Genomic DNA, 26,023 nt, shown 5'->3' with positions numbered 1-26,023 from the left:
ATGGAGGCAACGGTGCGCTTGTTTATTCTTTTCAGTATCCTGGCTATTTCTGGCTGCAGCCACATGGCAAACGACCGCTGGAGCGGACAAGACAAGGCTCAACACTTTATCGCCTCCGCTATGCTCTCCGCAGTTGGAAACGAATATGCTCAACATCAGGGCAACAGCCGCGATCGCAGCGCGGCTATCGGCCTGATGTTCTCAGTCAGCCTGGGCGCGTCAAAAGAGCTATGGGACAGCCGTCCCGCTGGGAGCGGCTGGAGCTGGAAAGACTTCGCCTGGGATGTTGCAGGTGCGTCTACCGGTTATGCGGTCTGGCAACTGGCACATCACTAGAGGCGCAGACCTTTCCCCTTCCCATGCAGCATCAGCGATACCAAAAATGCGACTATTGCCAGTGCTGTAACGTACCAGAAGAATGTTGTTTCCATACCGACAGACTTCAGGGATAACGCAACATATTCGGCTGAGCCACCAAACAGAGCATTGGCCACCGCATAAGATAATCCAACCCCCAGAGCGCGCACCTGTGCCGGGAACATCTCGGCCTTCAGAATACCGCTGATTGACGTATAGAAACTCACAATCAGCAAGGCACACATCACCAGAGCAAACGCCATATACGGGGACGTCACGCTTTGCAACGCTGTCAGAATGGGGACGGTGAAAATCGCGGCCAACGCGCCAAAACACAGCATTGAAGTACGTCGGCCAATTTTATCTGACAAGGCACCGAACAACGGTTGCACCAGCATAAACACACACAGTGCCGCCGTCATAATCCCACTGGCTACGTTGGCATGCATACCGGCGGTGTTAACCAGGTACTTCTGCATGTAGGTTGTGAACGTGTAAAAACACAGCGAGCCAGCAGCGGTAAAGCCAAGCACCATGATGAAGGCTTTGCGATTACGCCACAGACCTTTCAGAGAACCAGCTTCTTTCAGCGCGCGAACGTCCTGTTTCGAGGTTTCATCCAACTGTCGACGCAGCCATAACGCAACAATAGCCAGTACGGCGCCCAACGCAAATGGAATACGCCAACCCCACGATCTTAGCGCTGAGTCTTCTAACGTTTGCTGTAATATGACCACAACCAGCAGTGCCAGTAACTGCCCGCCGATTAACGTCACGTACTGGAAGGAAGCATAAAAACCTTTCTTCCCTTCAACGGCTACTTCACTCATATAGGTAGCGCTGGTCCCGTATTCACCACCGACAGACAGCCCCTGAAATAACCTAGCCAGCAGCAATAGAGCAGGAGCCCAGGTACCGATGGTTTCATATCCCGGAAGACAAGCGATCACCAGCGATCCCATACACATCATACAAACTGACAGCAGCATCGACTTTTTACGCCCGTGCTTATCCGCGATGCGACCAAACAGCCAGCCGCCAATCGGTCGCATCAGAAAGCCTGCAGCAAAAACTCCGGCTGTTTGTAAGAGTTGCGTGGTGGTGTGTCCTGATGGAAAAAAGATATGAGCAAAATAGAGAGAGCAGAAAGAATAGATATAGAAATCAAACCATTCGACCAGATTCCCTGATGATGCTCCGACAATCGCCCATATACGACGCCGAGTATCGCCGTCTGCCAGCGCCCCGTTCTCAGTTACACTGCTATCAGCCATTAGAATTGTACCCCTGCCAACGATTGCATTAATTTATCAATGGTGGTTGTGTCTTTTTTGGTGAAATAAATGTTATATAATTGTTATAATTTATTATGAGAGAAAGATCACGGTTTTCATTAGCAGAGAAAGGATTCAGATATGTTCGAGAAAGAGAAAAATCGGTTTGAAATAGAGTGGGCTTTTATGGGCTGGATAAAATGGTACGCTGCATCCGGCAGTTTCATTCTCTGCAGACGCAAAAAAGCCCATCCGGCAGGATGGGCTTTTTCACTTATTTAATGCCTGGCAGTTCCCTACTCTCGCATGGGGAGACCCCACACTACCATCGGCGCTACGGCGTTTCACTTCTGAGTTCGGCATGGGGTCAGGTGGGACCACCGCGCTACAGCCGCCAGGCAAATTCTGTTTATCAACACGCTTTTCGCATGTCGATGTAATCTGTAATCAAGCTGAATTTCGATGTCTCATCCGCCAAAACACCTTCGGCGTTGTAAGGTTAAGCCTCACGGTTCATTAGTATCGGTTAGCTCAACGTATCGCTACGCTTACACACCCGACCTATCAACGTCGTCGTCTTCAACGTTCCTTCAGGACCCTTAAAGGGTCAGGGAGAACTCATCTCGGGGCAAGTTTCGTGCTTAGATGCTTTCAGCACTTATCTCTTCCGCATTTAGCTACCGGGCAATGCCATTGGCATGACAACCCGAACACCAGTGATGCGTCCACTCCGGTCCTCTCGTACTAGGAGCAGCCCCCCTCAATTCTCCAGCGCCCACGGCAGATAGGGACCGAACTGTCTCACGACGTTCTAAACCCAGCTCGCGTACCACTTTAAATGGCGAACAGCCATACCCTTGGGACCTACTTCAGCCCCAGGATGTGATGAGCCGACATCGAGGTGCCAAACACCGCCGTCGATATGAACTCTTGGGCGGTATCAGCCTGTTATCCCCGGAGTACCTTTTATCCGTTGAGCGATGGCCCTTCCATTCAGAACCACCGGATCACTAAGACCTGCTTTCGCACCTGCTCGAGCCGTCACTCTCGCAGTCAAGCTAGCTTATGCCTTTGCACTAACCTCCTGATGTCCGACCAGGATTAGCTAACCTTCGTGCTCCTCCGTTACTCTTTAGGAGGAGACCGCCCCAGTCAAACTACCCACCAGACACTGTCCGCAACCCGGATCACGGGTCTACGTTAGAACACCAGCCATTAAAGGGTGGTATTTCAAGGTTGGCTCCATGCAGACTGGCGTCCACACTTCAAAGCCTCCCACCTATCCTACACATCAAGGACCAGTGTTCAGTGTCAAGCTATAGTAAAGGTTCACGGGGTCTTTCCGTCTTGCCGCGGGTACACTGCATCTTCACAGCGAGTTCAATTTCACTGAGTCTCGGGTGGAGACAGCCTGGCCATCATTACGCCATTCGTGCAGGTCGGAACTTACCCGACAAGGAATTTCGCTACCTTAGGACCGTTATAGTTACGGCCGCCGTTTACCGGGGCTTCGATCAAGAGCTTCTCCTTACGGATAACCCCATCAATTAACCTTCCGGCACCGGGCAGGCGTCACACCGTATACGTCCACTTTCGTGTTTGCACAGTGCTGTGTTTTTAATAAACAGTTGCAGCCAGCTGGTATCTTCGACTGATTTCAGCTCCATGAGTAAATCACTTCACCTACATATCAGCGTGCCTTCTCCCGAAGTTACGGCACCATTTTGCCTAGTTCCTTCACCCGAGTTCTCTCAAGCGCCTTGGTATTCTCTACCTGACCACCTGTGTCGGTTTGGGGTACGATTTTGTGTTACCTGATGCTTAGAGGCTTTTCCTGGAAGCAGGGCATTTGTTACTTCAGCACCGTAGTGCCTCGTCATCACACCTCAGCGTTAACAAGACTCCGGATTTACCTGGAATCTCCGCCTACATGCTTAAACCGGGACAACCGTCGCCCGGCTAACATAGCCTTCTCCGTCCCCCCTTCGCAGTAACACCAAGTACAGGAATATTAACCTGTTTCCCATCGACTACGCCTTTCGGCCTCGCCTTAGGGGTCGACTCACCCTGCCCCGATTAACGTTGGACAGGAACCCTTGGTCTTCCGGCGTGCGGGTTTTTCACCCGCATTATCGTTACTTATGTCAGCATTCGCACTTCTGATACCTCCAGCATGCCTCACAGCACACCTTCAACGGCTTACAGAACGCTCCCCTACCCAACAACACATAGTGTCGCTGCCGCAGCTTCGGTGCATGGTTTAGCCCCGTTACATCTTCCGCGCAGGCCGACTCGACCAGTGAGCTATTACGCTTTCTTTAAATGATGGCTGCTTCTAAGCCAACATCCTGGCTGTCTGTGCCTTCCCACATCGTTTCCCACTTAACCATGACTTTGGGACCTTAGCTGGCGGTCTGGGTTGTTTCCCTCTTCACGACGGACGTTAGCACCCGCCGTGTGTCTCCCGTGATAACATTCTTCGGTATTCGCAGTTTGCATCGGGTTGGTAAGTCGGGATGACCCCCTAGCCGAAACAGTGCTCTACCCCCGAAGATGAGTTCACGAGGCGCTACCTAAATAGCTTTCGGGGAGAACCAGCTATCTCCCGGTTTGATTGGCCTTTCACCCCCAGCCACAAGTCATCCGCTAATTTTTCAACATTAGTCGGTTCGGTCCTCCAGTTAGTGTTACCCAACCTTCAACCTGCCCATGGCTAGATCACCGGGTTTCGGGTCTATACCCTGCAACTTAACGCCCAGTTAAGACTCGGTTTCCCTTCGGCTCCCCTATTCGGTTAACCTTGCTACAGAATATAAGTCGCTGACCCATTATACAAAAGGTACGCAGTCACCCCATAAAGAGGCTCCCACTGCTTGTACGTACACGGTTTCAGGTTCTTTTTCACTCCCCTCGCCGGGGTTCTTTTCGCCTTTCCCTCACGGTACTGGTTCACTATCGGTCAGTCAGGAGTATTTAGCCTTGGAGGATGGTCCCCCCATATTCAGACAGGATACCACGTGTCCCGCCCTACTCTTCGAGTTCACAACACATGCACTTTTGTGTACGGGGCTGTCACCCTGTATCGCCGGACTTTCCAGACCGTTCCACTACCACACATGCTGATTCAGACTCTGGGCTGCTCCCCGTTCGCTCGCCGCTACTGGGGGAATCTCGGTTGATTTCTTTTCCTCGGGGTACTTAGATGTTTCAGTTCCCCCGGTTCGCTTCATTACGCTATGTATTCACGTAATGATAGTGTGACGAATCACACTGGGTTTCCCCATTCGGAAATCGCCGGTTATAACGGTTCATATCACCTTACCGACGCTTATCGCAGATTAGCACGTCCTTCATCGCCTCTGACTGCCAGGGCATCCACCGTGTACGCTTAGTCGCTTAACCTCACAACCCGAAGATGTTTCGTAAAACACTTCAGTGTTGCGAAAATTTGAGAGACTCGGACACACCGCTTTTCATTTCTTGTTTACGGAGAAATGAAACAGTGTGTCGTTTCAATTTTCAGCTTGATCCAGATTTTTAAAGAGCAAATATCTCAAACGAGACTCGAAAGTCTGTTTTGAGATACTTCGGTCGGCGACTTTCACTCACACATACCAGCAAGTGGCGTCCCCTAGGGGATTCGAACCCCTGTTACCGCCGTGAAAGGGCGGTGTCCTGGGCCTCTAGACGAAGGGGACACTGAAGTCTCAATCGCAAGACGCCTTGCTATTTACTTTTCATCAGACAATCTGTGTGAGCACTACAAAGAACGTTTCTTTAAGGTAAGGAGGTGATCCAACCGCAGGTTCCCCTACGGTTACCTTGTTACGACTTCACCCCAGTCATGAATCACAAAGTGGTAAGCGCCCTCCCGAAGGTTAAGCTACCTACTTCTTTTGCAACCCACTCCCATGGTGTGACGGGCGGTGTGTACAAGGCCCGGGAACGTATTCACCGTGGCATTCTGATCCACGATTACTAGCGATTCCGACTTCATGGAGTCGAGTTGCAGACTCCAATCCGGACTACGACATACTTTATGAGGTCCGCTTGCTCTCGCGAGGTCGCTTCTCTTTGTATATGCCATTGTAGCACGTGTGTAGCCCTACTCGTAAGGGCCATGATGACTTGACGTCATCCCCACCTTCCTCCAGTTTATCACTGGCAGTCTCCTTTGAGTTCCCGGCCGGACCGCTGGCAACAAAGGATAAGGGTTGCGCTCGTTGCGGGACTTAACCCAACATTTCACAACACGAGCTGACGACAGCCATGCAGCACCTGTCTCAGAGTTCCCGAAGGCACGTTCGCATCTCTGCAAACTTCTCTGGATGTCAAGAGTAGGTAAGGTTCTTCGCGTTGCATCGAATTAAACCACATGCTCCACCGCTTGTGCGGGCCCCCGTCAATTCATTTGAGTTTTAACCTTGCGGCCGTACTCCCCAGGCGGTCGACTTAACGCGTTAGCTCCGGAAGCCACGCCTCAAGGGCACAACCTCCAAGTCGACATCGTTTACGGCGTGGACTACCAGGGTATCTAATCCTGTTTGCTCCCCACGCTTTCGCACCTGAGCGTCAGTCTTTGTCCAGGGGGCCGCCTTCGCCACCGGTATTCCTCCAGATCTCTACGCATTTCACCGCTACACCTGGAATTCTACCCCCCTCTACAAGACTCTAGCCTGCCAGTTTCGGATGCAGTTCCCAGGTTGAGCCCGGGGATTTCACATCCGACTTGACAGACCGCCTGCGTGCGCTTTACGCCCAGTAATTCCGATTAACGCTTGCACCCTCCGTATTACCGCGGCTGCTGGCACGGAGTTAGCCGGTGCTTCTTCTGCGAGTAACGTCAATTGCTGTGGTTATTAACCACAACACCTTCCTCCTCGCTGAAAGTACTTTACAACCCGAAGGCCTTCTTCATACACGCGGCATGGCTGCATCAGGCTTGCGCCCATTGTGCAATATTCCCCACTGCTGCCTCCCGTAGGAGTCTGGACCGTGTCTCAGTTCCAGTGTGGCTGGTCATCCTCTCAGACCAGCTAGGGATCGTCGCCTAGGTGAGCCGTTACCCCACCTACTAGCTAATCCCATCTGGGCACATCCGATGGCAAGAGGCCCGAAGGTCCCCCTCTTTGGTCTTGCGACGTTATGCGGTATTAGCTACCGTTTCCAGTAGTTATCCCCCTCCATCGGGCAGTTTCCCAGACATTACTCACCCGTCCGCCACTCGTCACCCAAGGAGCAAGCTCCTCTGTGCTACCGTTCGACTTGCATGTGTTAGGCCTGCCGCCAGCGTTCAATCTGAGCCATGATCAAACTCTTCAATTTAAGTTTGATGCTCGTGAATTAAACTTCGTAATGAATTACGTGTTCACTCAGAGACTTGGTATTCATTTTTCGTCTTGCGACGTTAAGAATCCGTATCTTCGAGTGCCCACACAGATTGTCTGATAAATTGTTAAAGAGCAGTGCCGCTTCGCTTTTTCTCAGCGGCGCGGGGTGTGCATATTACGCCATCCCGCTGGAGAGTCAAGCGTTTATTTTCGCTTTTCTCCGCTGACCCGGCGGTTTGTAATCCGTTGTTCCGTGTCAGTGGAGGCGCATTATAGGGAGTTATTTCAGGCTGACAAGTTAAAAATACAAAAAACTTATCAAGCGACTACTTTTCAACCATCACATTGATTTTTGCTTTGTTTTTAAACAAAAACGAGCCCCGCAGGGCTCGTTTATTGTCGTTTTGTGACTTACTGCACTGCCACAATGCGATCGTCATTCACTTCCAGCCGAATCGTTTTGCCAGGAATCAGCTCACCAGACAGAATTTGCTGCGCCAGCGGGTTTTCGATCTGTTGCTGGATAGCACGTTTGAGTGGACGTGCGCCATACACCGGATCGTAACCATTCGCACTCAGCAGTTTAAGCGCCTCGTCAGAGATATGGATTTCATAGCCACGCTCTTCCAGACGTTTGTACAGACGTTGCAGTTGGATCTGTGCAATAGAAGCAATGTGCTGCTCACCCAACGGATGGAATACAACAACTTCATCTATACGGTTGATGAATTCCGGGCGGAAATTATGGCTCACGACGCCCAGGACCATATCCTTCATGTGGCCGTAGTCCAGCTCGCCGAAGCGTTCCTGAATCAGATCGGACCCCAGGTTCGAGGTCATGATGACAACCGTATTACGGAAGTCGACCGTTCTCCCCTGCCCGTCAGTCAGACGACCATCGTCAAGCACCTGCAACAGAATATTGAACACATCCGGGTGCGCTTTCTCCACTTCATCCAGCAGGATGACAGAGTAAGGACGACGACGTACCGCTTCTGTCAGATATCCACCTTCTTCATAGCCGACATATCCCGGAGGCGCCCCGACCAGACGAGACACCGAGTGTTTCTCCATAAACTCGGACATATCGATACGCACCATGGCATCATCACTGTCGAACATAAAGTTTGCCAGCGCTTTGCACAGTTCAGTTTTACCGACACCGGTTGGGCCGAGGAACAAGAATGAACCAATCGGGCGATTTGGATCGGACAAGCCAGCACGGCTACGACGGATAGCGTTAGAAACGGCTTCCACCGCTTCGTTCTGGCCAATCACGCGGCTGTGCAACTGCTGCTCCATACGCAACAGTTTTTCCCGTTCGCCTTCCAGCATGCGAGCAACCGGGATCCCGGTCCAGCGCGCCAGCACTTCTGCAATTTCTGCATCCGTGACTTTATTACGCAGCAGACGCATGGTTTTGCCTTCAGACTGGGTGGCTGCTTCCAGCTGTTTTTCCAGTTCAGGAATTTTGCCGTACTGCAGTTCAGACATCCGCGCCAGGTCGCCGACACGACGCGCCTGTTCGATGGCGATTTTCGCCTGCTCCAGCTCAGCCTTGATAGTTTGCGTTCCCGAAAGGGATGCTTTTTCAGCTTTCCACTCTTCTTCTAATTCAGAATACTGGCGCTCTTTATCGTCCAGCTCTTCGTTGAGCATATCGAGACGTTTTTTACTCGCCTCATCAGACTCTTTCATTAATGCCTGCTGTTCCAGTTTGAGCTGGATAATACGGCGGTCGAGTCTGTCGAGTTCCTCCGGCTTGGAGTCAATCTGCATACGAATGCTGGATGCCGCCTCATCGATAAGGTCGATAGCTTTGTCCGGCAACTGACGATCGGCAATATAGCGGTGAGACAGCGTAGCTGCCGCAACAATCGCCGGGTCAGTGATCTGCACATGGTGGTGCAGCTCATAACGTTCTTTCAGGCCACGCAGAATCGCGATGGTGTCTTCTACTGAAGGTTCGGCTACAAATACTTTCTGGAAACGACGTTCCAGCGCCGCATCTTTTTCGATGTACTGGCGATATTCATCAAGCGTTGTTGCGCCTACACAGTGCAGTTCCCCGCGTGCCAGCGCAGGTTTCAGCATGTTCCCGGCGTCCATTGCGCCATCGGCTTTACCCGCCCCAACCATAGTATGCAGCTCATCAATAAACAGGATGACATTGCCTTCCTGTTTCGAGAGATCGTTCAGCACGCCTTTTAAGCGTTCTTCAAACTCACCACGATATTTGGCCCCAGCCACCAGCGCGCCCATATCCAGCGCCAGCACACGGCGACCTTTTAAGCCTTCCGGCACTTCACCATTGATAATTCGTTGGGCCAGCCCTTCAACGATAGCTGTTTTACCGACGCCTGGTTCGCCGATTAACACCGGGTTATTTTTAGTACGCCGCTGCAGTACCTGAATAGTACGGCGAATTTCTTCATCACGGCCGATGACCGGATCGAGTTTGCCCTGCTCGGCACGTTCGGTCAGGTCGACGGTATATTTTTTCAAGGCCTGACGTTGGTCTTCAGCCCCCTGGTCATTCACGCTTTCACCTCCACGCATTTGTTCAATTGCCTGAGTGATATTCGCGGTCGTCGCACCTGCTGATTTTAGTAAATCGGTCAGCGTACCGCGTGACTCAAGCGCCGCCAGTACGAACAGTTCTGACGAAATAAAGTTGTCCCCACGTTTTTGCGCCAGCTTGTCGCAAAGATTCAGTACACGCACCAGATCCTGAGAAGGCTGCACATCACCGCCGGTACCTTCTACCTGCGGCAACCGGCTCAACGCCTGGTCAATGGCTGTACGTAACTGGCCAGCATTAATGCCAGCAGACGTTAATAAAGGACGTACCGATCCCCCTTCCTGATTCAGCAAGGCGCTCATTAGATGAAGTGGTTCGATGAATTGATTGTCGTGCCCCAATGCGAGTGACTGGGCATCGGCAAGAGCAAGCTGGAATTTATTAGTAAGACGATCCAGACGCATAACTCCTCCCATAACAGGTCAAAATTGCTACTGGAGATTAAATGAGGTCATCCCTCAATTATTCAAGGTGAATGACCTGAATTATGTGAAAAGAAAATTACACGTACCGGATCGTCTTGATTCTTTAGGTTATATCAGCCAAATAAAACTTGCCATACGACCCGTGGTATTGTCGCGACGATAAGAGAAGAACGTCTCACTTTCGCTGAAGGTGCAACGGTCGCCACCGTAGATGTTCTCTACTCCGATATTTGCCAGACGCTGACGCGCAAGCTGGTAAATATTCGCCAGATATTTATCACCATGCGGTACAAATGCGAGGTCCGCTTGCGGATCTTTCGCCATGAACGCTGCGCGAACTTCTGCTCCCACTTCAAACGCGTTCGGGCCAATCGCCGGGCCTAGCCAGGCAATAATGTTTTCAGGTTTGTCGGCAAAACACGCCACCGTCTCTTCCAGCACGCCGACGCATAATCCGCGCCAACCCGCATGTGCCGCCGCGACTTCCGTTCCAGCGCGATTGCAAAACAGCACCGGCAGACAGTCGGCCGTCATCACTGCACACACGGTGCCCGGCGTATTGCTGTAAGAAGCATCCGCACGTTTGGAGGCGTAAGGCTCGCCGGTCAGTTTCAGGACATCCTTACCGTGGACCTGCTCCAGCCAGACTGGCTTTGACGGCAGATTGCCCGCAGCAAACAGCCGCTTGCGGTTCTCTTCAACATGCTCCGGGTTGTCGCCGCAATGGGCGCCCAGATTCAGCGAATCATAAGGCGGCATGCTAACACCGCCAATACGGGTAGAACTACACGCCACAACACCTTGCGGTATCGGCCACTGCGGGACAATTAGCTTACTCATAGCCAGGCAATATCATCCTTATGTTCTTCGAAATCAGCGCGCATCACTTCAATCAATTGCACCATATCTTGTGGAATCGGTGCATGCCATTCCATTTCGATACCTGAAATTGGGTGATATAAACGCAGCATAGTCGCGTGCAGCGCCTGACGATCGAACTTACGCAGAACGGAGATAAATTCGTCAGAAGCGCCTTTCGGTGGACGCGGACGACCGCCGTAGACCTGATCGCCCACCAGCGGATGGGTGATATGCGCCATGTGCACGCGGATCTGGTGCGTACGTCCGGTTTCCAGACGCAGCCGCAGACGCGTGTGCACACGGAAGTGTTCCATTATGCGATAGTGCGTCACCGCCGGTTTCCCCATCGGGTGTACCGCCATGTGCGTACGCTTGGTCGGGTGGCGGCTAATCGGTTCCTCAACGGTTCCGCCTGCCGTCATATGACCAATCGCCACGGCTTCGTACTCACGGGTAATTTCACGCAGCTGCAGCGACTCCACCAGACGCGTTTGCGCCGGAACGGTTTTTGCCACCACCATTAATCCGGTCGTGTCTTTATCCAGACGGTGCACGATACCAGCACGTGGAACATCCGCGATTGGCGGGTAGTAATGCAGTAATGCATTCAATACCGTGCCATCAGGATTACCGGCACCCGGATGCACTACGAGGTCACGGGGTTTGTTGATGACAAGAATATCGTCATCTTCATAAACGATATCCAGTGGGATATCCTGAGGTTCAAAACGAACCTCTTCATCAATTTCTGCAGTGATGGAGACGCGCTCTCCACCCAACACTTTTTCTTTCGGTTTATCGCAAAGATTGCCATTTACCAGTACGCGCTGGTCAAGGATCCATTCTTTTATGCGCGATCGCGAATAATCAGGGAACAATTCGGCCAAAGCCTGATCTAAGCGTTGACCGAGCTGATTTTCGGAGACTGTTGCGGTGAGTTCTACTCGTTGTGCCATAAACTGCTTCTTCGTTTAACGTTGGGTTTTACGGCTTTGCCGTTTAATATAGTGTGCTATTGTAGCTGGTCTTAACCGGGAGCAGGAACAGAGAATCTCCCGTAAAACATTTTGAGGAAAGTCAAAACGTCATGACGCGCATGAAATATCTGGTGGCAGCAGCCACGTTGAGCCTGTTTTTGGCGGGTTGCTCTGGTTCAAAGGAAGAGGTGCCCGATAATCCGCCAAATGAAATCTACGCGACTGCTCAGCAAAAGCTGCAGGACGGTAACTGGAAACAGGCAATAACGCAATTAGAAGCGTTGGATAACCGTTATCCATTTGGACCGTATTCTCAGCAGGTGCAATTAGATCTCATCTACGCCTACTACAAAAACGCCGATCTGCCACTTGCTCAGGCTGCCATCGATCGTTTTATTCGTCTTAACCCGACACACCCTAACATTGATTATGTCATGTATATGCGTGGCCTGACCAATATGGCGTTGGATGATAGCGCACTGCAAGGATTCTTTGGTGTTGATCGCAGCGATCGCGATCCGCAACATGCCCGAGCTGCGTTTAATGACTTTTCCAAACTGGTACGTGGCTATCCGAACAGCCAGTACACCACTGACGCCACCAAACGTCTGGTATTCCTGAAAGACCGTCTGGCGAAGTATGAATATTCCGTTGTGGAATACTACACTGCCCGCGGTGCATGGGTTGCCGTGGTAAACCGTGTGGAAGGCATGCTGCGCGACTTCCCGGATACCCAGGCAACACGCAATGCCCTGCCGTTAATGGAAAATGCTTATCGCCAGATGCAGATGAATGCGCAGGCAGAAAAAGTAGCGAAAATCATTGCCGCCAACAGCAGCAATACCTGATTTATCTCAGAATGCAAACGGCAGCCCAAAGGCTGCCGTTTTTTTATCCGTAAACGCCACAACTGAAGCGGTTTAGCTGCAACGCATCTCATCAAATATGGCTTGCTTTCAGGTATTCCTCAAGTAAAAAATCGCTTGTTCCTGCGGTGCCTCACAAAAAGGTTTTCTTGACAAAAAGCGACAAAAAAATGTGATTAACATCACACATTTTGACATTAGGAACGGTATGCTGGAATCACCAAGACGGGAAAGACAAGAGGTAAAATTTATGACAATGAACATTACCAGTAAACAAATGGAAATTACTCCGGCAATTCGCCAGCATGTCGCAGACCGTCTCGCCAAACTCGAAAAATGGCAAACTCATCTGATTAATCCACATATCATTCTGTCTAAGGAGCCGCAGGGTTTCATTGCTGATGCCACCATCAATACACCGAACGGACATCTGGTCGCCAGCGCAAAACACGAGGATATGTACACCGCAATTAACGATTTGATCAACAAGCTGGAACGGCAGCTCAATAAAGTGCAGCACAAAGGCGAAGCCCGTCGTGCAACAACTTCAGTCAAAGACGCCAACTTCGTCGAAGCAGAAGAAGAGTAGTCCCTTACATTGAGTGTATCGCCAACGCGCCTCCGGGCGCGTTTTTTGTTGACAGGGTGAAAACAGTACGGTTACTTTACTGACGTAGCCAAAGGAAAATTACATGAAACTTGTCCCGTTCTTCTTCGCATTCTTTTTTACCTTCCCCTGAATGGGAGGCGTTTCGTCGTGTGATAAAGAATGCGAAGACGAACAATAAGGCCTCCCACAACGGGGGGCCTTTTTTATTGATAACAAGAAAGGCAACACTATGACATCGGATAACCCATTGCTGGCGCTGCGCGATAAGATCAGCACGCTGGATGAAAAATTACTGGCCCTGCTGGCTGAGCGACGTGGACTGGCCGTAGAAGTTGGCAAAGCTAAGCTGCTTTCGCATCGTCCAGTTCGTGATATCGACCGTGAGCGCGATCTGTTGGACCGACTGATTCAGCTTGGCAAAGCACATCATCTTGATGCTCACTACATCACTCGCCTGTTCCAGCTCATAATCGAAGACTCCGTCCTGACTCAGCAGGCACTGCTCCAGCAGCATCTGAACAAAATTAACCCGCACTCAGCACGCGTTGCTTTCCTCGGGCCAAAAGGGTCATATTCTCATCTTGCCGCACGTCAGTATGCTGCCCGCCATTTTGAACAATTTATAGAAAGCGGCTGCGCAAAATTTGCCGATATCTTTAATCAGGTCGAAACCGGACAAGCTGACTACGCAGTGGTTCCGATTGAAAACACCAGTTCCGGTGGGATTAACGACGTTTACGACCTGCTACAGCACACCAGCCTGTCTATCGTTGGCGAGATGACTATCACGATTGACCACTGCCTACTGGTGTCCGGCACGACAGATCTCGAGACCATTGAAACGGTATATAGCCATCCGCAGCCATTCCAGCAGTGCAGCAAATTCCTGAGTCGTTACCCACACTGGAAGATTGAGTACACCGAAAGCACCTCGGCGGCGATGGAAAAAGTTGCGCAGGCTAACTCACCGCGCGTGGCGGCTCTGGGGAGCGAAGCCGGAGGCGTACTATACGGTTTGCAGGTTCTTGAGCATATTGAAGCTAATCAGACGCAAAACATCACCCGCTTCGTGGTACTGGCGCGCAAGGCAATCAATGTTTCCGATCAGGTGCCAGCAAAAACCACGTTGCTTATGGCGACAGGACAACAAGCCGGTGCGCTGGTAGAAGCTCTGCTGGTACTGCGCAACCATAATCTGATTATGACTAAACTGGAGTCACGCCCGATTCACGGCAATCCGTGGGAGGAAATGTTTTATCTTGATATCCAGGCCAACCTGGAATCACCCCAGATGCAAAAAGCATTGAAGGAGTTAGGTGAGATTACGCGCTCGATGAAAGTACTTGGCTGCTATCCAAGTGAGAATGTGGTGCCGGTCGATCCAAGCTAACGTTTGACAATGCCGGATGGCGCTACGCTTATCCGGCATTCTATTTAGCCGATCCTTGTATGACTGATACAACGCATCAGCGTTGCCATCAATCATCGTATTTATTGGCGACTATCGTTAGCCTGGCGCAACAAAGTACGGCTTTCGTTCTGGAAGCGTTTCGCATAATCACCAAACCAGTGCTCCACCTTACGGAAGCTGTCGATGAACGCTTGCTTATCGCCCTGCTCCAGTAAACCGATCGCCTCACCAAAACGTTGGTAGTAGCGTTTGATCAGCGCAAGGTTACTCTCAGACGACATAATGATATCGGCATAGAGCTGCGGATCCTGGGCAAACAGACGTCCGACCATCGCCAGTTCAAGGCGATAAATCGGCGAAGAGAGTGCCAGTAACTGCTCCAGTTGAACATTCTCTTCCGCTAAATGCAGACCGTAAGCAAAGGTCGCAAAGTGACGCAATGCCTGAATAAATGCCATGTTCTGGTCGTGTTCAACAGCACTGATCCGATGCAGTCGCGCACCCCACACCTGAATCTGTTCCAGAAACCACTGATAGGCTTCCGGCTGACGTCCGTCACACCAGACGACGACCTGCTTTGCCAGACTGCCGCTGTCCGGGCCAAACATAGGGTGTAATCCCACCACCGGGCCGTCGTGCGCCGCCAGCATCGCCTGCAAAGGACCATTTTTCACCGAAGCCAGATCCACCAGGATGCAGTCGGACGGCAGACGCGGTAATTTGGCGATCACCTGCTCAGTGACGTGGATCGGCACGCTGACGATCACCATGCCAGCATCAGAGACGATCTCCGGCGCACGATCCCAGTCCTGCTGTTCCAGGATCCGTACCTGATAACCTGACAGGGTGAGCATTTTTTCGAACAGACGTCCCATCTGACCGCCGCCGCCGACAATCACCACCGGTCGCAGAGAAGGACAAAGCGTTTTAAATCCTTTGTCGTTCTCACTGGAGTAAGACTCGCGCATAACCCGGCGCAGCACATCTTCAATCAGGTCCGGCGGCACGCCAAGGGCTTCCGCTTCCGCCCGGCGGGAGGCCAGCATTGAGGCTTCCCGTTCCGGCACGTAGATAGGCAGCCCAAAGCGGCTTTTTACTTCACCGACTTCGGCCACCAGCTCCAGGCGACGTGCCAGTAAACCCAGCAGCGCCTTGTCGACTTCATCAATTTGATCGCGTAATGCGGTCAATTCAGCAACCATAACCAACCTCTTATGCTACACGCGCCGACAGCTGGCCGTTTAAATCCTGGCTAATTTCACGCAGTAGCGCATCCGTCATTTCCCAGCTAATGCAGGCATCAGTTACAGACACGCCGTATTTCATTTCGCTACGCGGCTGTTCAGAAGACTGGTTGCCTTCGTGAATATTACTTTCAATCATCAAGCCAATGATCGAGCGATTGCCATCTTTGATTTGTGCAATCACGGATTCAGCCACGGCAGGCTGGCGGCGGTAATCTTTATTGGAGTTACCATGACTGCAATCTACCATCAGAGAAGGTCGTAGTCCCGCCTGCTCCATCTCTTTTTCGCACTGGGCGACATCTGCCGGGCTGTAGTTAGGCGCTTTACCACCGCGCAGGATCACGTGACCGTCCGGGTTACCCTGAGTTTGCAGCAGTGCAACCTGTCCAGCTTGGTTAATACCAACAAAGCGGTGCGACTGTGCCGCCGCGCGCATCGCGTTAATGGCGGTCGCCAGGCTACCGTCAGTACCGTTCTTAAAGCCGACCGGCATCGAAAGACCGGAAGCCATTTCGCGGTGAGTCTGCGATTCCGTGGTACGCGCACCGATTGCAGACCAGCTAAACAGATCGCCCAGGTATTGCGGGCTATTGGGATCCAGCGCTTCAGTTGCCAGCGGAAGTCCCATATTCACCAGTTCAAGCAGCAGCTGACGCGCAATTTTCAGGCCGGCTTCAACATCAAAAGAGCCATCCATATGAGGATCGTTAATTAACCCTTTCCAGCCGACGGTGGTACGGGGTTTTTCAAAATAGACGCGCATCACCAGGTAGAGGCTATCGCTGACCTCTGCGGCAAGGGCTTTAAACCGACGAGCGTACTCAATAGCCATTTCAGGATCGTGAATGGAACACGGGCCACATACCACCAGCAGGCGCGGATCGCGACCAGAGATAATATCTGAAATGGTTTTACGCGACTGGGAGATTTGCGCTTCTTGCGCCTGGCTCAGCGGGAATTCAGCTTTCAGCTGCTCCGGAGTCATCAGAACCTGTTCGTCGGTAATATGTACGTTGTTCAGCGCGTCTTTTTGCATGGTGGTGATCCTGTTTAGCTCGTTTGCGATAGTTGATCCTCAGCGAGGAGGAGATAACGATAACACAACAGGTAAAGATTTCAATCCACAAACCGTAAATTTTAATTTACAACATGCACTTTAATGACAGAATACGCCCTCCACTGCGTACATTAAAATTTACACCATCCGGTATTGAGATCCACTATGCTTAAAAAAACGAGGGAGTACAGGCAATGAAGCAACTCATCAGCACCCTATTTCTATTACTTCTTAGCGGATGTCAGATAGATCCTTATACCCACGCCCCCACATGGACGGGAACCGCCTGGTACGACGCCGGAATACAAGATGCCATTTCGGGGTATGCCGTTAAAGATAATGAAACTCTTGCCGACAACTACAATGACCCCGAAGTCGATCGTACGGAATATCTTAAGGGTTATGCCGAGGGACAACGTAAAATCTGCCAGCCGGATTTTGTTTACGCCAGAGGTTTGACCGGGAAAACCTTTCCCCCAAGTTGTGATACGGTCGAAAATATTGACCAGTTACGCAGTGCCTGGCAAAAAGGAGCAAACGAAGGTGCTACCTCAATAAGATTAAATTAAACAATAGCTTATATTTTATAAATTACTAAGATTTAACTTAAATTACTAATGGCTTTCCACCTGGCATAATGACGGCTTAGTAAAATAATGTTATTTTGTCCTAAATAATCTTGAATGTATTTCGACGTTTTACGGCAAACGCTGGTAGGTAACTATTCATGAGCTATTCTTACCGACTCATACTTCTACTGGCACTGCTCCTGACCGGATTACCGCTGTACGCCCAAAGCGTTACGGAAGAAGCAAAATCTGTACGCGCTATGGTTTCCGGCATCGTCAGTTATACGCGCTGGCCTGCACTGTCCGGGCCCCCCAAACTGTGTATTTTCTCTTCATCGCGTTTTTCCAGTGTCCTGGGAGATACCAGTGCCGGAGCATTACCCTATCTTCCCGTCATCATTCGTACGGAACAAGAAATATTAGTTTCGCAGTGTGACGGTTTTTATTTTGGAAAAGAATCCCCTACTTATCAGGTGGAATTAAAGAATAAATATCCGTCTAAGGCATTGCTATTAATTGCCGAACAGAACCCCGAATGCGTTATTGGCAGCGCCTTTTGCCTCATAATTAAAGATGAAGATGTGAGATTTTCCGTAAATATGGATTCCCTTTCACGCAGTGGCGTAAGGGTCAGTCCGGACGTATTAATGCTTGCACGGAATCAGAAGCATGGATAAGGGCCATTCTCCCATAACACGCCCGACGTTTAAGCGGACATTACGGCGTATCAGCATAATCAGCGTTCTGGTAACTATGACGCTGATCTGGCTGCTGCTCAGCATTTCTTCGGTGCTGGCATTGAGACAGTATGCGCAAAAGAACCTGGATCTGACCGCTGCAACCATGACCCGCACGCTTGAAGCAGCATTAGTTTTTTCTGATGGCGTCGCAGCAACTGAAACGCTGGCAGCACTAGGCCAGCAGGGGCAATTTTCCGTTGCAGAAGTTCGTAATAAAAACCAGAAGGTGATCGCCACCTGGCGCTATAACGCGCAGGATACCACTGAAAAAATCAGCGGACTTATCAGCCACTGGCTGTTCCCACAACCGGTCACTCAACCTATTTTGCATAATGGCAACGTCATCGGCGAAGTACGATTGACTGCGCGCGATAGCGTTATCAGCCATTTCATCTATTTGTCGCTGGCTGTCCTTACCGGGTGCATTCTGTTGGCCTCTGGCATTGCATTAATGCTCACTCGTTATTTACATAATGGCGTCGTGGAAGCCCTGCAAAATATAACCGAGGTGGTACATGATGTTCGTACCAACCGTAACTTTTCACGGCGCGTTTCAGAAGAGCGCATTGAAGAGTTTCACCTTTTTGCCCAGGATTTTAATAGTCTGCTGGACGAGATGGAGGAGTGGCAACTTAAACTGCAGGCAAAGAACGCCCAGCTTTTGCGTACGGCGCTACACGATCCGCTGACCGGCCTGGCGAATCGCGCCGCATTTCGCAGCAGCATTAACGCCCTGATGAATGACCATGCCGCCCACAGCAGCTCCGCACTGTTATTCCTTGATGGTGATAATTTTAAATTTATTAATGATACCTGGGGCCACGCAGCGGGGGATCGGGTCCTGATTGAAGTTGCAAACAGGCTGTCCGAGTTTGGTGGTAATCGACATCACCCCTACAGACTTGGCGGCGATGAGTTCGCTATGGTGCTGTACAGCGTTCACTCTGAATACGAAGTTCAGCGGATATGTGCGGCACTGTCACACGAGTTTAACCGACCTTTTGACCTGCATAACGGTCATCAGGCAAGCATGACTCTCAGCATTGGTTTTGCGCTGACGTGGGAACATGCCTCTGCCGAGAAATTACAAGAACTTGCCGATAAAAATATGTATCAGGCCAAAAATTTGCGTTCTGAACGCATTATTAAAAAATAAGGACTTACACATGCTAAAACGTCTATCATCCCCTTTCCTTCTGCTTTTACTGATTTTGGCAGGCTGTCAGGCACCTCAGGGAAAATTTACCCCGGAGCAAATTGCAGCCATGAAATCGTACGGATTTACCGAAGCTTCCGGAGACTGGTCTCTTGGTCTGTCTGACAACATCCTGTTTGACAAAAACGACTATAAGCTCCGCCCTGAAAGTGAAAAGCAGATCCAGGAAATGGCATCCAAACTGGCAGCTACCGGGCTAAACCATGCGCGTATGGATGGTCATACCGATAACTACGGCGAAGACAGCTACAACGAAGCGCTGTCGCTCAAACGCGCGAATGTGGTTGCCGATGCGTGGGCACAGGGCGCCAACATTCCCCGCACTAATCTGACAACGCAGGGACTCGGGAAAAAATACCCGATCGCCAGTAATCAGACGTCAAAAGGTCGAGCTGAAAACCGCCGGGTTGCAGTCGTGATCGCTACGCCGTAAAAGTCTTCAACTGGCTGCGCGCCGCGCAGTCATCCAATTGCAATAAAACAAAAGAGTAAGGTCGGAATAAAAAAAGGGCCAGCCTTTCGGCCAGCCCTTTTCTAACAGGATGTCGCTTGCGCGAATCTTAGTTAAGACGCTCTTTGATACGAGCAGACTTACCAGTGCGCTCACGCAGGTAGTACAGTTTAGCTTTACGAACAGCACCACGACGTTTAACAGCAATGCTGTCAACTACCGGAGAGTGAGTCTGGAAGACACGCTCAACGCCTTCGCCGTTGGAAATTTTACGAACAGTGAATGCAGAGTGCAGACCGCGGTTACGAATAGCGATAACCACGCCCTCGAATGCCTGCAGACGTTTTTTGGAACCTTCAACAACCCATACTTTCACTTCCACGGTATCACCCGGACGGAAGGAAGGTACGTCCTGCTTCATCTGCTCTTGTTCAAGTTGCTTAATAATGTTGCTCATAATTTAATCTCTTATCCTGGGTAAACTGATATTTGGGGGTCTCAGACCAGCCCATCATGTTTATGCTGCTGTTGTGCGTGTTCCGTTTTGAACTCCGCCAGCAACCTTGCTTGCTCTTCAGTCAGAGCCAGGTTTTCCAGAAGTTCAGGTCTTCTAAGCCAGGTCCGGCCCAGCGACTGTTTTAAACGCCAGCGACGTATCTCAGCGTGGTTCCCCGACAGTAACACTGCCGGTACTTCCATCTGTTCTAACACTTCAGGTCGGGTATAGTGCGGGCAATCCAGCAACCCATCAGCAAACGAATCTTCGATTGCTGAAGCTTCATGACCCAGAACTCCCGGAATAAACCGAGAAACGGAGTCGATCAGCGTCATTGCCGGTAACTCACCACCACTGAGAACGTAATCGCCGATTGACCATTCTTCGTCAATTTCGGTTTGAATCACGCGCTCATCTATTCCTTCATAGCGACCACACACCAGAATCAGCTTTTGATTCGTGGCCAGTTCGCTAACGCCCGCTTGATCAAGCTTGCGTCCCTGAGGTGACAGATAAATCACCTTTGCGCCTTCACCAGCCGCAGCTTTTGCTGCATGAATGGCGTCCCGTAAAGGTTGCACCATCATTAACATCCCCGGTCCGCCGCCGTAAGGACGATCGTCCACGGTACGGTGCCGGTCATGAGTAAAGTCACGAGGACTCCAGCTCTGGATGTTCAGCAGGCCATTTTTTACTGCCCGGCCAGTTACCCCGTAATCGGTAATTGCGCGGAACATTTCTGGAAACAGGCTAACGATACCTATAAACACAAGCCAATCCCCATAACGCCGACTTTTACCGTTTATCCGGTGGTTTAAAAACCAGGATCCCAATCTACTTCGATAGTACGAGTAGCGAGATCGACTTTCTTGATAACCTGCCCATCGAGGAACGGTACAAGACGTTCCTTGATACCAAACGCATCTTTCAGGTTTGCCTTAATGACAATGACGTCATTCGAACCGGTTTCCATCATATCGACGACTTTACCGAGATCGTAACCTTCAGTGGTCACTACCTGGCAGCCCATAAGGTCTTTCCAGTAGTAGGAACCATCTTCCAGCGCTGGCAACTGCGAGGAATCCACGACAATTTCGCAATTAGTCAGTAGATTCGCCGAATCACGATCGTCAACGCCTTTCAGCTTGATGATCAGATCCTGATTGTGGTGCTTCCAGCTTTCCAGCTGTACTTGCTGCCACTGACCCGCCTTCTGGATAAACCAGGGCTGATAGTCAAAAATGCTTTCGGCGTCTTCAGTGGAAGAAAACACTCTGAGCCAACCACGGATACCGTAAGAAGACCCCATTTTCCCCAAAACGATGGGTTCCACAGGAGCCTGCGCGGCGAGTTGCTTGCTCATCATGACCACCGTGACAGATTAAGCTGCTTTGTTTGCTGCTTTGATCAGCGTAGCTACGCGATCAGAAATAGTCGCGCCCTGGCCAACCCAGTGAGCGATGCGATCCAGATCCAGGCGAGTGCCTTCTTCTTTTTCGCTAGCGATTGGGTTAAAGAAGCCAACGCGCTCGATGAAGCGACCGTTGCGTGCATTACGGCTGTCGGTAACAACAACCTGGTAGAACGGACGCTTTTTAGCGCCGTGACGAGCTAAACGAATAGTAACCATAACATCCTCTTGTGTGAATAAAACACCCAGGCCCCATCGAGGAACGGAGCCCGGGTGTCATATTAAAAGCCCGAAAATTTTACTGATTTCTGGGAAAAAAGCAATCAACATGTGATGAGGCTTTATACCAGGGCGTTACCACTGCAGCCAGTTTGGCGTCAGTGTGCGCGCAGAAAGCGGAACGTACATGCAGTACGTGAGCATTTCGAGCCCACCCCGACGCCAAAAAGGCAAATTAGGTAGCCCGATATATTTATCTACCAGGGAAGCCTGGCGGCATCATACCCTTCATGCCACGCATCATCTTCGCCATACCGCCTTTCTTCATTTTCTTCATCATGCGCTGCATGTCGTCGAACTGTTTCAGAAGGCGGTTTACGTCCTGTACCTGCATACCGCAGCCGGCAGCAATACGGCGTTTACGGGAACCTTTGATGATTTCCGGCTTAGCGCGTTCTTTCATCGTCATCGAATTGATGATGGCTTCCATACGCACCAGCACTTTATCGTCCATCTGCGATTTCACGTTGTCTGGGATCTGCCCCATGCCCGGCAGCTTGCCCATCAGGCTTGCCATGCCGCCCATGTTTTTCATCTGGTTGAGCTGCTCAAGGAAATCGTTGAGATCGAAGCCGTCGCCTTTTTTCAGCTTGCTGGCTAATTTCTCTGCCTGCGCGCGGTCGACCTTGCTTTCGATATCTTCGATCAGCGACAGCACGTCACCCATGCCGAGAATACGCGAAGCAATACGATCCGGGTGGAACGGCTCCAGCGCTTCGGTTTTCTCGCCGACGCCGAGGAATTTAATCGGCTTGCCGGTGATATGACGAATAGAGAGCGCCGCACCACCACGAGCATCACCATCAACTTTGGTCAGCACGACACCGGTTAACGGCAGCGCTTCGTTGAAGGCTTTTGCGGTATTCGCGGCATCCTGACCGGTCATGGCGTCGACCACAAACAGCGTTTCAACCGGCTTGATAGAAGCATGGACCTGTTTGATTTCGTCCATCATCGCTTCATCAACGTGCAGGCGACCGGCGGTATCCACCAGCAGCACGTCGTAGAATTTGAGTTTGGCTTCTTTCAGCGCGGCGTTAACGATATCGACCGGCTTCTGGCCGACATCCGACGGGAAGAAGTCCACACCGACCTGCTCGGCCAGCGTTTCCAGCTGTTTTATCGCCGCCGGGCGATAAACGTCCGCGGAGACCACCAGCACTTTCTTCTTGTGCTTCTCACGCAGGAATTTCCCCAGCTTACCGACGCTGGTCGTTTTACCCGCCCCCTGCAGACCAGCCATCAGCACAACGGCTGGCGGCTGTGCAGCCAGATTCAGGGTCTGGTTTTCTTCGCCCATTGCCGCAACCAGTTCGTTACGGACAATCTTGACGAACTCCTGACCCGGCGTCAGGCTTTTGTTAACTTCATGACCAACCGCTTTCTCTTTTACGCGATTGATAAACTCACGCACTACCGGCAGCGCTACGTCAGCCTCCAGCAGCGCCATGCGCACTTCGCGCAGCGTCTCTTTAACGTTGTCTTCAGTAAGGCGTCCACGGCCACTGATATTGCGCAGCGTGCGCGACAAACGATCGGTTAAATTATCAAACATTGTCTCTCGCCTGGGGTGGAAACGGTCGGTCGCGACAGCGACACATCAACAGAAATTTGTCGCAGTATAACATGAAGCCGCCTTTGTTGTTATGCAACGGTTGGAGCAGCGGTCACGTAACGCTATACTGCTTTTCTTTATCACTGGCCAACTGTCGACACCTATATGCCCGTTTTTGCTCTGCTTGCCCTTGTCGCCTACTCAGTCAGCCTTGCGCTGATTATTCCCGCTCTGCTGCAAAAAAACAGCGGCTGGCGGCGTATGGCTATTCTCTCTGCGGTCGTCGCGCTGGTAAGTCATGCTATCGCCCTGGAAGCGCGAATTCTGCCCGGCGGTGAAAGCGGACAAAACCTGAGTCTGTTGAACGTCGGCTCACTGGTTAGCCTGATGATCTGTACGGTAATGACTATCGTCGCTTCCCGCAATCGTGGCTGGCTATTGCTGCCCATTGTCTACGCCTTTGCGCTGATCAACCTGGCCTTCGCCACGTTTATGCCGAACGAGTTCATCACCCATCTCGAAGCTACGCCGGGCATGATGATTCACATCGGGCTATCGCTATTCGCTTACGCCACGCTGATTATCGCCGCACTGTATGCGCTGCAACTGGCATGGATCGACTACCAGTTGAAAAACAAAAAACTGGCCTTCAGCAATGAGATGCCGCCGCTAATGAGTATTGAGCGGAAAATGTTTCATATCACCCAAATTGGCGTGGTTCTGCTGACGCTCACCCTGTGCACAGGCCTGTTTTACATGCATAACCTGTTCAGTACCGAGAACATTGATAAAGCCGTTCTCTCTATCGTGGCATGGTTTGTCTATATCGTTCTGTTGTGGGGGCATTACCATGAAGGCTGGCGCGGACGTCGCGTCGTATGGTTTAACGTCGCAGGCGCAGGCATTCTAACGCTGGCCTATTTCGGCAGTCGTATCCTGCAGCAGTTCGTGAGTTAAATCTTTAAGGAACCCTACGTGGAACACATCTCCACCACCACGCTCATTATCACGCTTCTCATCATGGTGGTCATTTCCGCCTATTTTTCCGGTTCTGAAACCGGAATGATGACCCTGAATCGCTATCGTCTACGTCATCGGGCCAAGCAGGGGAATCGTCAGGCAAAACGCGTTGAAAAGCTACTTCGTAAGCCGGACCGCCTGATAAGCCTGGTGCTCATCGGTAATAATCTGGTGAATATTCTGGCCTCCGCGCTCGGCACCATTGTCGGTATGCGCCTGTATGGCGATGCGGGTGTCGCTATTGCCACTGGGGTACTGACGTTTGTCGTGCTGGTTTTTGCCGAAGTACTGCCCAAAACTATTGCAGCACTGTATCCGGAAAAAGTCGCCTATCCGAGCAGTGTACTGCTGGCTCCACTGCAGATTCTGATGATGCCGTTGGTGTGGCTACTCAACACCATCACGCGGCTACTTATGCGCATGATGGGCATCAAAACGGATATCGTGGTGAGCGGTTCGCTGAGTAAAGATGAACTGCGAACGCTGGTGAATGAATCGCGCTCGCAAATCTCACGCCGTAACCAGGATATGCTGCTGTCAGTGCTGGATCTGGAAAAAGTCAGCGTCGATGACATCATGATCCCGCGTAACGAAATCATCGGCATTGATATTAACGATGACTGGAAGTCAATCGTGCGTCAGCTTTCGCACTCTCCACATGGCCGTATTGTGCTGTACCGCGACTCGCTGGACGACGCCATCAGTATGCTGCGCGTACGTGAAGCCTGGCGATTGATGGCAGAGAAAAAAGAGTTCACCAAAGAGACCATGTTACGTGCCGCCGACGAAATTTATTACGTCCCGGAAGGTACGCCTCTCAGCACCCAGCTCATTAAGTTTCAGCGAAACAAGAAGAAAGTGGGTCTGGTTGTTAATGAATATGGCGATATTCAGGGGCTGGTCACGGTCGAAGATATTCTGGAAGAGATTGTCGGCGACTTCACCACTTCAATGTCACCCACGCTTGCCGAAGAGGTAACGCCGCAGAATGATGGCTCGGTGATCATTGACGGCAGCGCCAACGTTCGTGAAATCAATAAGGCGTTTAACTGGCACCTGCCGGAAGATGACGCACGTACCGTGAATGGTATTATTCTTGAAGCGCTGGAAGAGATCCCGGTTGCCGGCACGCGTGTGCGCATTGGACAGTACGATATCGATATTCTCGACGTGCAGGACAATATGATTAAACAGGTGCAGGTATTGCCGGTCAAACCGCTACGGGAAAGCGTGTTGGACCAGTGAGAGTAATTCAGGCCGGGTAGCGCGTGAGCATTACCCGGCCTGAAG

Annotated in this window: 23 protein-coding genes, 1 tRNA gene, 3 rRNA genes and 1 other annotated feature; of the genes, 12 read left to right on the top strand and 15 right to left on the bottom strand. The window is 51.2% G+C overall.

Features of this window, described 5'->3' with window-relative positions:
- The first annotated feature begins 12 nt into the window (after window positions 1–12).
- The gene (locus HV037_RS06690; protein ID WP_103284467.1) at window positions 13–336 is read left to right on the top strand and encodes a YfiM family lipoprotein; all 324 of its coding nucleotides are present in this window, start codon (window positions 13–15) and stop codon (window positions 334–336) included.
- Here HV037_RS06690 and HV037_RS06685 read toward each other — a convergent pair.
- Entirely contained in the window at window positions 333–1,631 is a 1,299-nt protein-coding gene (locus HV037_RS06685; RefSeq protein ID WP_181500210.1) for an MFS transporter, read from the bottom strand. The two genes, HV037_RS06690 and HV037_RS06685, sit on opposite strands and share 4 nt — an antisense overlap.
- 141 nt (window positions 1,632–1,772) lie before the next feature.
- On the opposite strand from HV037_RS06685, the gene HV037_RS06680 reads away from it, so the two are divergent.
- Window positions 1,773–1,913: a hypothetical protein gene (locus tag HV037_RS06680; RefSeq protein ID WP_158655789.1), complete on the top strand. Its 141-nt coding sequence runs from the start codon at window positions 1,773–1,775 to the stop codon at window positions 1,911–1,913.
- Window position 1,914: 1 nt separating this feature from the next.
- Here HV037_RS06680 and rrf read toward each other — a convergent pair.
- From rrf to rluD, 7 genes are all read right to left on the bottom strand, one after another.
- Window positions 1,915–2,030: ribosomal RNA gene (gene rrf / locus HV037_RS06675) — 5S ribosomal RNA — on the bottom strand.
- Window positions 2,031–2,126: 96 nt separating this feature from the next.
- Window positions 2,127–5,033: ribosomal RNA gene (locus HV037_RS06670) — 23S ribosomal RNA — on the bottom strand.
- Window positions 5,034–5,253: 220 nt separating this feature from the next.
- A tRNA-Glu gene (locus HV037_RS06665) sits at window positions 5,254–5,329 on the bottom strand.
- An 85-nt stretch (window positions 5,330–5,414) separates the two neighbouring features.
- Window positions 5,415–6,956, bottom strand: a 16S ribosomal RNA gene (locus HV037_RS06660).
- The 16S, 23S and 5S rRNA genes sit together here with 1 tRNA gene alongside, the layout of an rRNA operon.
- A 416-nt stretch (window positions 6,957–7,372) precedes the next feature.
- On the bottom strand, window positions 7,373–9,946 hold the full coding sequence (clpB, locus tag HV037_RS06655; protein ID WP_016154061.1) for an ATP-dependent chaperone ClpB: 2,574 nt from the start codon (window positions 9,944–9,946) through the stop codon (window positions 7,373–7,375).
- 129 nt (window positions 9,947–10,075) lie between these two features.
- The gene (gene yfiH, locus HV037_RS06650) at window positions 10,076–10,807 is read right to left on the bottom strand and encodes a purine nucleoside phosphorylase YfiH (RefSeq protein WP_103284122.1); all 732 of its coding nucleotides are present in this window, start codon (window positions 10,805–10,807) and stop codon (window positions 10,076–10,078) included.
- Window positions 10,804–11,784 (bottom strand): 23S rRNA pseudouridine(1911/1915/1917) synthase RluD, encoded by a 981-nt coding sequence (gene rluD / locus HV037_RS06645; RefSeq protein ID WP_016154063.1) that lies wholly within the window; start codon window positions 11,782–11,784, stop codon window positions 10,804–10,806. The genes yfiH and rluD overlap by 4 nt, the downstream gene beginning before the upstream one ends.
- A gap of 131 nt (window positions 11,785–11,915) precedes the next feature.
- Between rluD and bamD the strand changes: the two genes are divergently transcribed.
- The 4 genes from bamD (at window position 11,916) to pheA (ending at window position 14,671) form a co-directional block, all read left to right on the top strand.
- Window positions 11,916–12,653 (top strand): outer membrane protein assembly factor BamD, encoded by a 738-nt coding sequence (gene bamD, locus HV037_RS06640; protein WP_016154064.1) that lies wholly within the window; start codon window positions 11,916–11,918, stop codon window positions 12,651–12,653.
- A gap of 268 nt (window positions 12,654–12,921) precedes the next feature.
- Window positions 12,922–13,260: a ribosome-associated translation inhibitor RaiA gene (gene raiA / locus HV037_RS06635; RefSeq protein ID WP_003031244.1), complete on the top strand. Its 339-nt coding sequence runs from the start codon at window positions 12,922–12,924 to the stop codon at window positions 13,258–13,260.
- Between the two features lie 102 nt (window positions 13,261–13,362).
- Window positions 13,363–13,488 (top strand) — a sequence feature (Phe leader region).
- Window positions 13,364–13,411: a pheA operon leader peptide PheL gene (pheL, locus tag HV037_RS06630; RefSeq protein WP_100250063.1), complete on the top strand. Its 48-nt coding sequence runs from the start codon at window positions 13,364–13,366 to the stop codon at window positions 13,409–13,411. Its footprint overlaps the feature before it by 48 nt.
- Before the next feature lie 22 nt (window positions 13,489–13,510).
- Entirely contained in the window at window positions 13,511–14,671 is a 1,161-nt protein-coding gene (pheA, locus tag HV037_RS06625; RefSeq protein WP_047499527.1) for a bifunctional chorismate mutase/prephenate dehydratase, read from the top strand.
- 101 nt (window positions 14,672–14,772) lie between these two features.
- On the opposite strand, the gene tyrA is transcribed toward pheA, so the two are convergent.
- Window positions 14,773–15,894: a bifunctional chorismate mutase/prephenate dehydrogenase gene (gene tyrA, locus HV037_RS06620; protein ID WP_016154066.1), complete on the bottom strand. Its 1,122-nt coding sequence runs from the start codon at window positions 15,892–15,894 to the stop codon at window positions 14,773–14,775.
- 10 nt (window positions 15,895–15,904) lie between these two features.
- Entirely contained in the window at window positions 15,905–16,975 is a 1,071-nt protein-coding gene (gene aroF, locus HV037_RS06615) for a 3-deoxy-7-phosphoheptulonate synthase AroF (protein WP_016154067.1), read from the bottom strand.
- A gap of 215 nt (window positions 16,976–17,190) precedes the next feature.
- Between aroF and HV037_RS06610 the strand changes: the two genes are divergently transcribed.
- The 4 genes from HV037_RS06610 (at window position 17,191) to HV037_RS06595 (ending at window position 19,954) form a co-directional block, all read left to right on the top strand.
- Window positions 17,191–17,565, top strand: coding sequence for a DUF2799 domain-containing protein (locus HV037_RS06610; protein WP_103284123.1), 375 nt, complete (start codon window positions 17,191–17,193; stop codon window positions 17,563–17,565).
- A gap of 158 nt (window positions 17,566–17,723) precedes the next feature.
- Window positions 17,724–18,242 carry a YfiR family protein gene (locus tag HV037_RS06605; RefSeq protein ID WP_016157185.1) on the top strand — a complete coding sequence of 173 codons (519 nt, stop codon included), beginning with the start codon at window positions 17,724–17,726 and terminating at the stop codon, window positions 18,240–18,242.
- Window positions 18,235–19,461 (top strand): diguanylate cyclase DgcN, encoded by a 1,227-nt coding sequence (gene dgcN / locus HV037_RS06600; RefSeq protein ID WP_047414892.1) that lies wholly within the window; start codon window positions 18,235–18,237, stop codon window positions 19,459–19,461. Before HV037_RS06605 ends, dgcN begins: the two co-directional genes overlap by 8 nt.
- Before the next feature lie 10 nt (window positions 19,462–19,471).
- A complete protein-coding gene (locus tag HV037_RS06595; RefSeq protein WP_016154071.1) occupies window positions 19,472–19,954 on the top strand; it encodes an OmpA family protein in 483 nt (160 codons plus the stop codon).
- A 127-nt stretch (window positions 19,955–20,081) separates the two neighbouring features.
- Here the strand turns inward: HV037_RS06595 and rplS are convergent, their stop codons facing one another.
- The 5 genes from rplS to ffh all read right to left on the bottom strand — a co-directional run bounded on the left by rplS (window position 20,082) and on the right by ffh (window position 23,713).
- A complete protein-coding gene (gene rplS / locus HV037_RS06590; RefSeq protein WP_002914145.1) occupies window positions 20,082–20,429 on the bottom strand; it encodes a 50S ribosomal protein L19 in 348 nt (115 codons plus the stop codon).
- A gap of 41 nt (window positions 20,430–20,470) precedes the next feature.
- The gene (gene trmD / locus HV037_RS06585; RefSeq protein ID WP_016157187.1) at window positions 20,471–21,238 is read right to left on the bottom strand and encodes a tRNA (guanosine(37)-N1)-methyltransferase TrmD; all 768 of its coding nucleotides are present in this window, start codon (window positions 21,236–21,238) and stop codon (window positions 20,471–20,473) included.
- Window positions 21,239–21,282: 44 nt separating this feature from the next.
- A complete protein-coding gene (rimM, locus tag HV037_RS06580; protein ID WP_003031230.1) occupies window positions 21,283–21,831 on the bottom strand; it encodes a ribosome maturation factor RimM in 549 nt (182 codons plus the stop codon).
- A gap of 18 nt (window positions 21,832–21,849) precedes the next feature.
- On the bottom strand, window positions 21,850–22,098 hold the full coding sequence (gene rpsP, locus HV037_RS06575) for a 30S ribosomal protein S16 (protein ID WP_003031228.1): 249 nt from the start codon (window positions 22,096–22,098) through the stop codon (window positions 21,850–21,852).
- 253 nt (window positions 22,099–22,351) lie between these two features.
- Complete coding sequence (gene ffh / locus HV037_RS06570) at window positions 22,352–23,713, bottom strand: signal recognition particle protein (RefSeq protein WP_003031226.1); 1,362 nt, start codon at window positions 23,711–23,713, stop codon at window positions 22,352–22,354.
- Window positions 23,714–23,878: 165 nt separating this feature from the next.
- Between ffh and HV037_RS06565 the strand changes: the two genes are divergently transcribed.
- Both HV037_RS06565 and HV037_RS06560 read left to right on the top strand, forming a co-directional pair.
- Window positions 23,879–24,670: an inner membrane protein YpjD gene (locus tag HV037_RS06565; RefSeq protein WP_003031224.1), complete on the top strand. Its 792-nt coding sequence runs from the start codon at window positions 23,879–23,881 to the stop codon at window positions 24,668–24,670.
- Between the two features lie 18 nt (window positions 24,671–24,688).
- Window positions 24,689–25,978, top strand: coding sequence for an HlyC/CorC family transporter (locus HV037_RS06560; RefSeq protein ID WP_103284124.1), 1,290 nt, complete (start codon window positions 24,689–24,691; stop codon window positions 25,976–25,978).
- The last annotated feature ends 45 nt before the right edge of the window (window positions 25,979–26,023 follow it).

Source organism: Citrobacter sp. RHBSTW-00017 (genome assembly GCF_013797615.1).
GTDB classification, from domain to species: Bacteria; Pseudomonadota; Gammaproteobacteria; order Enterobacterales; family Enterobacteriaceae; genus Citrobacter; species Citrobacter braakii.
The sequence above is the reverse complement of the archived record's forward strand: the minus strand, read 5'-3'. Positions and strand labels throughout refer to the sequence as shown.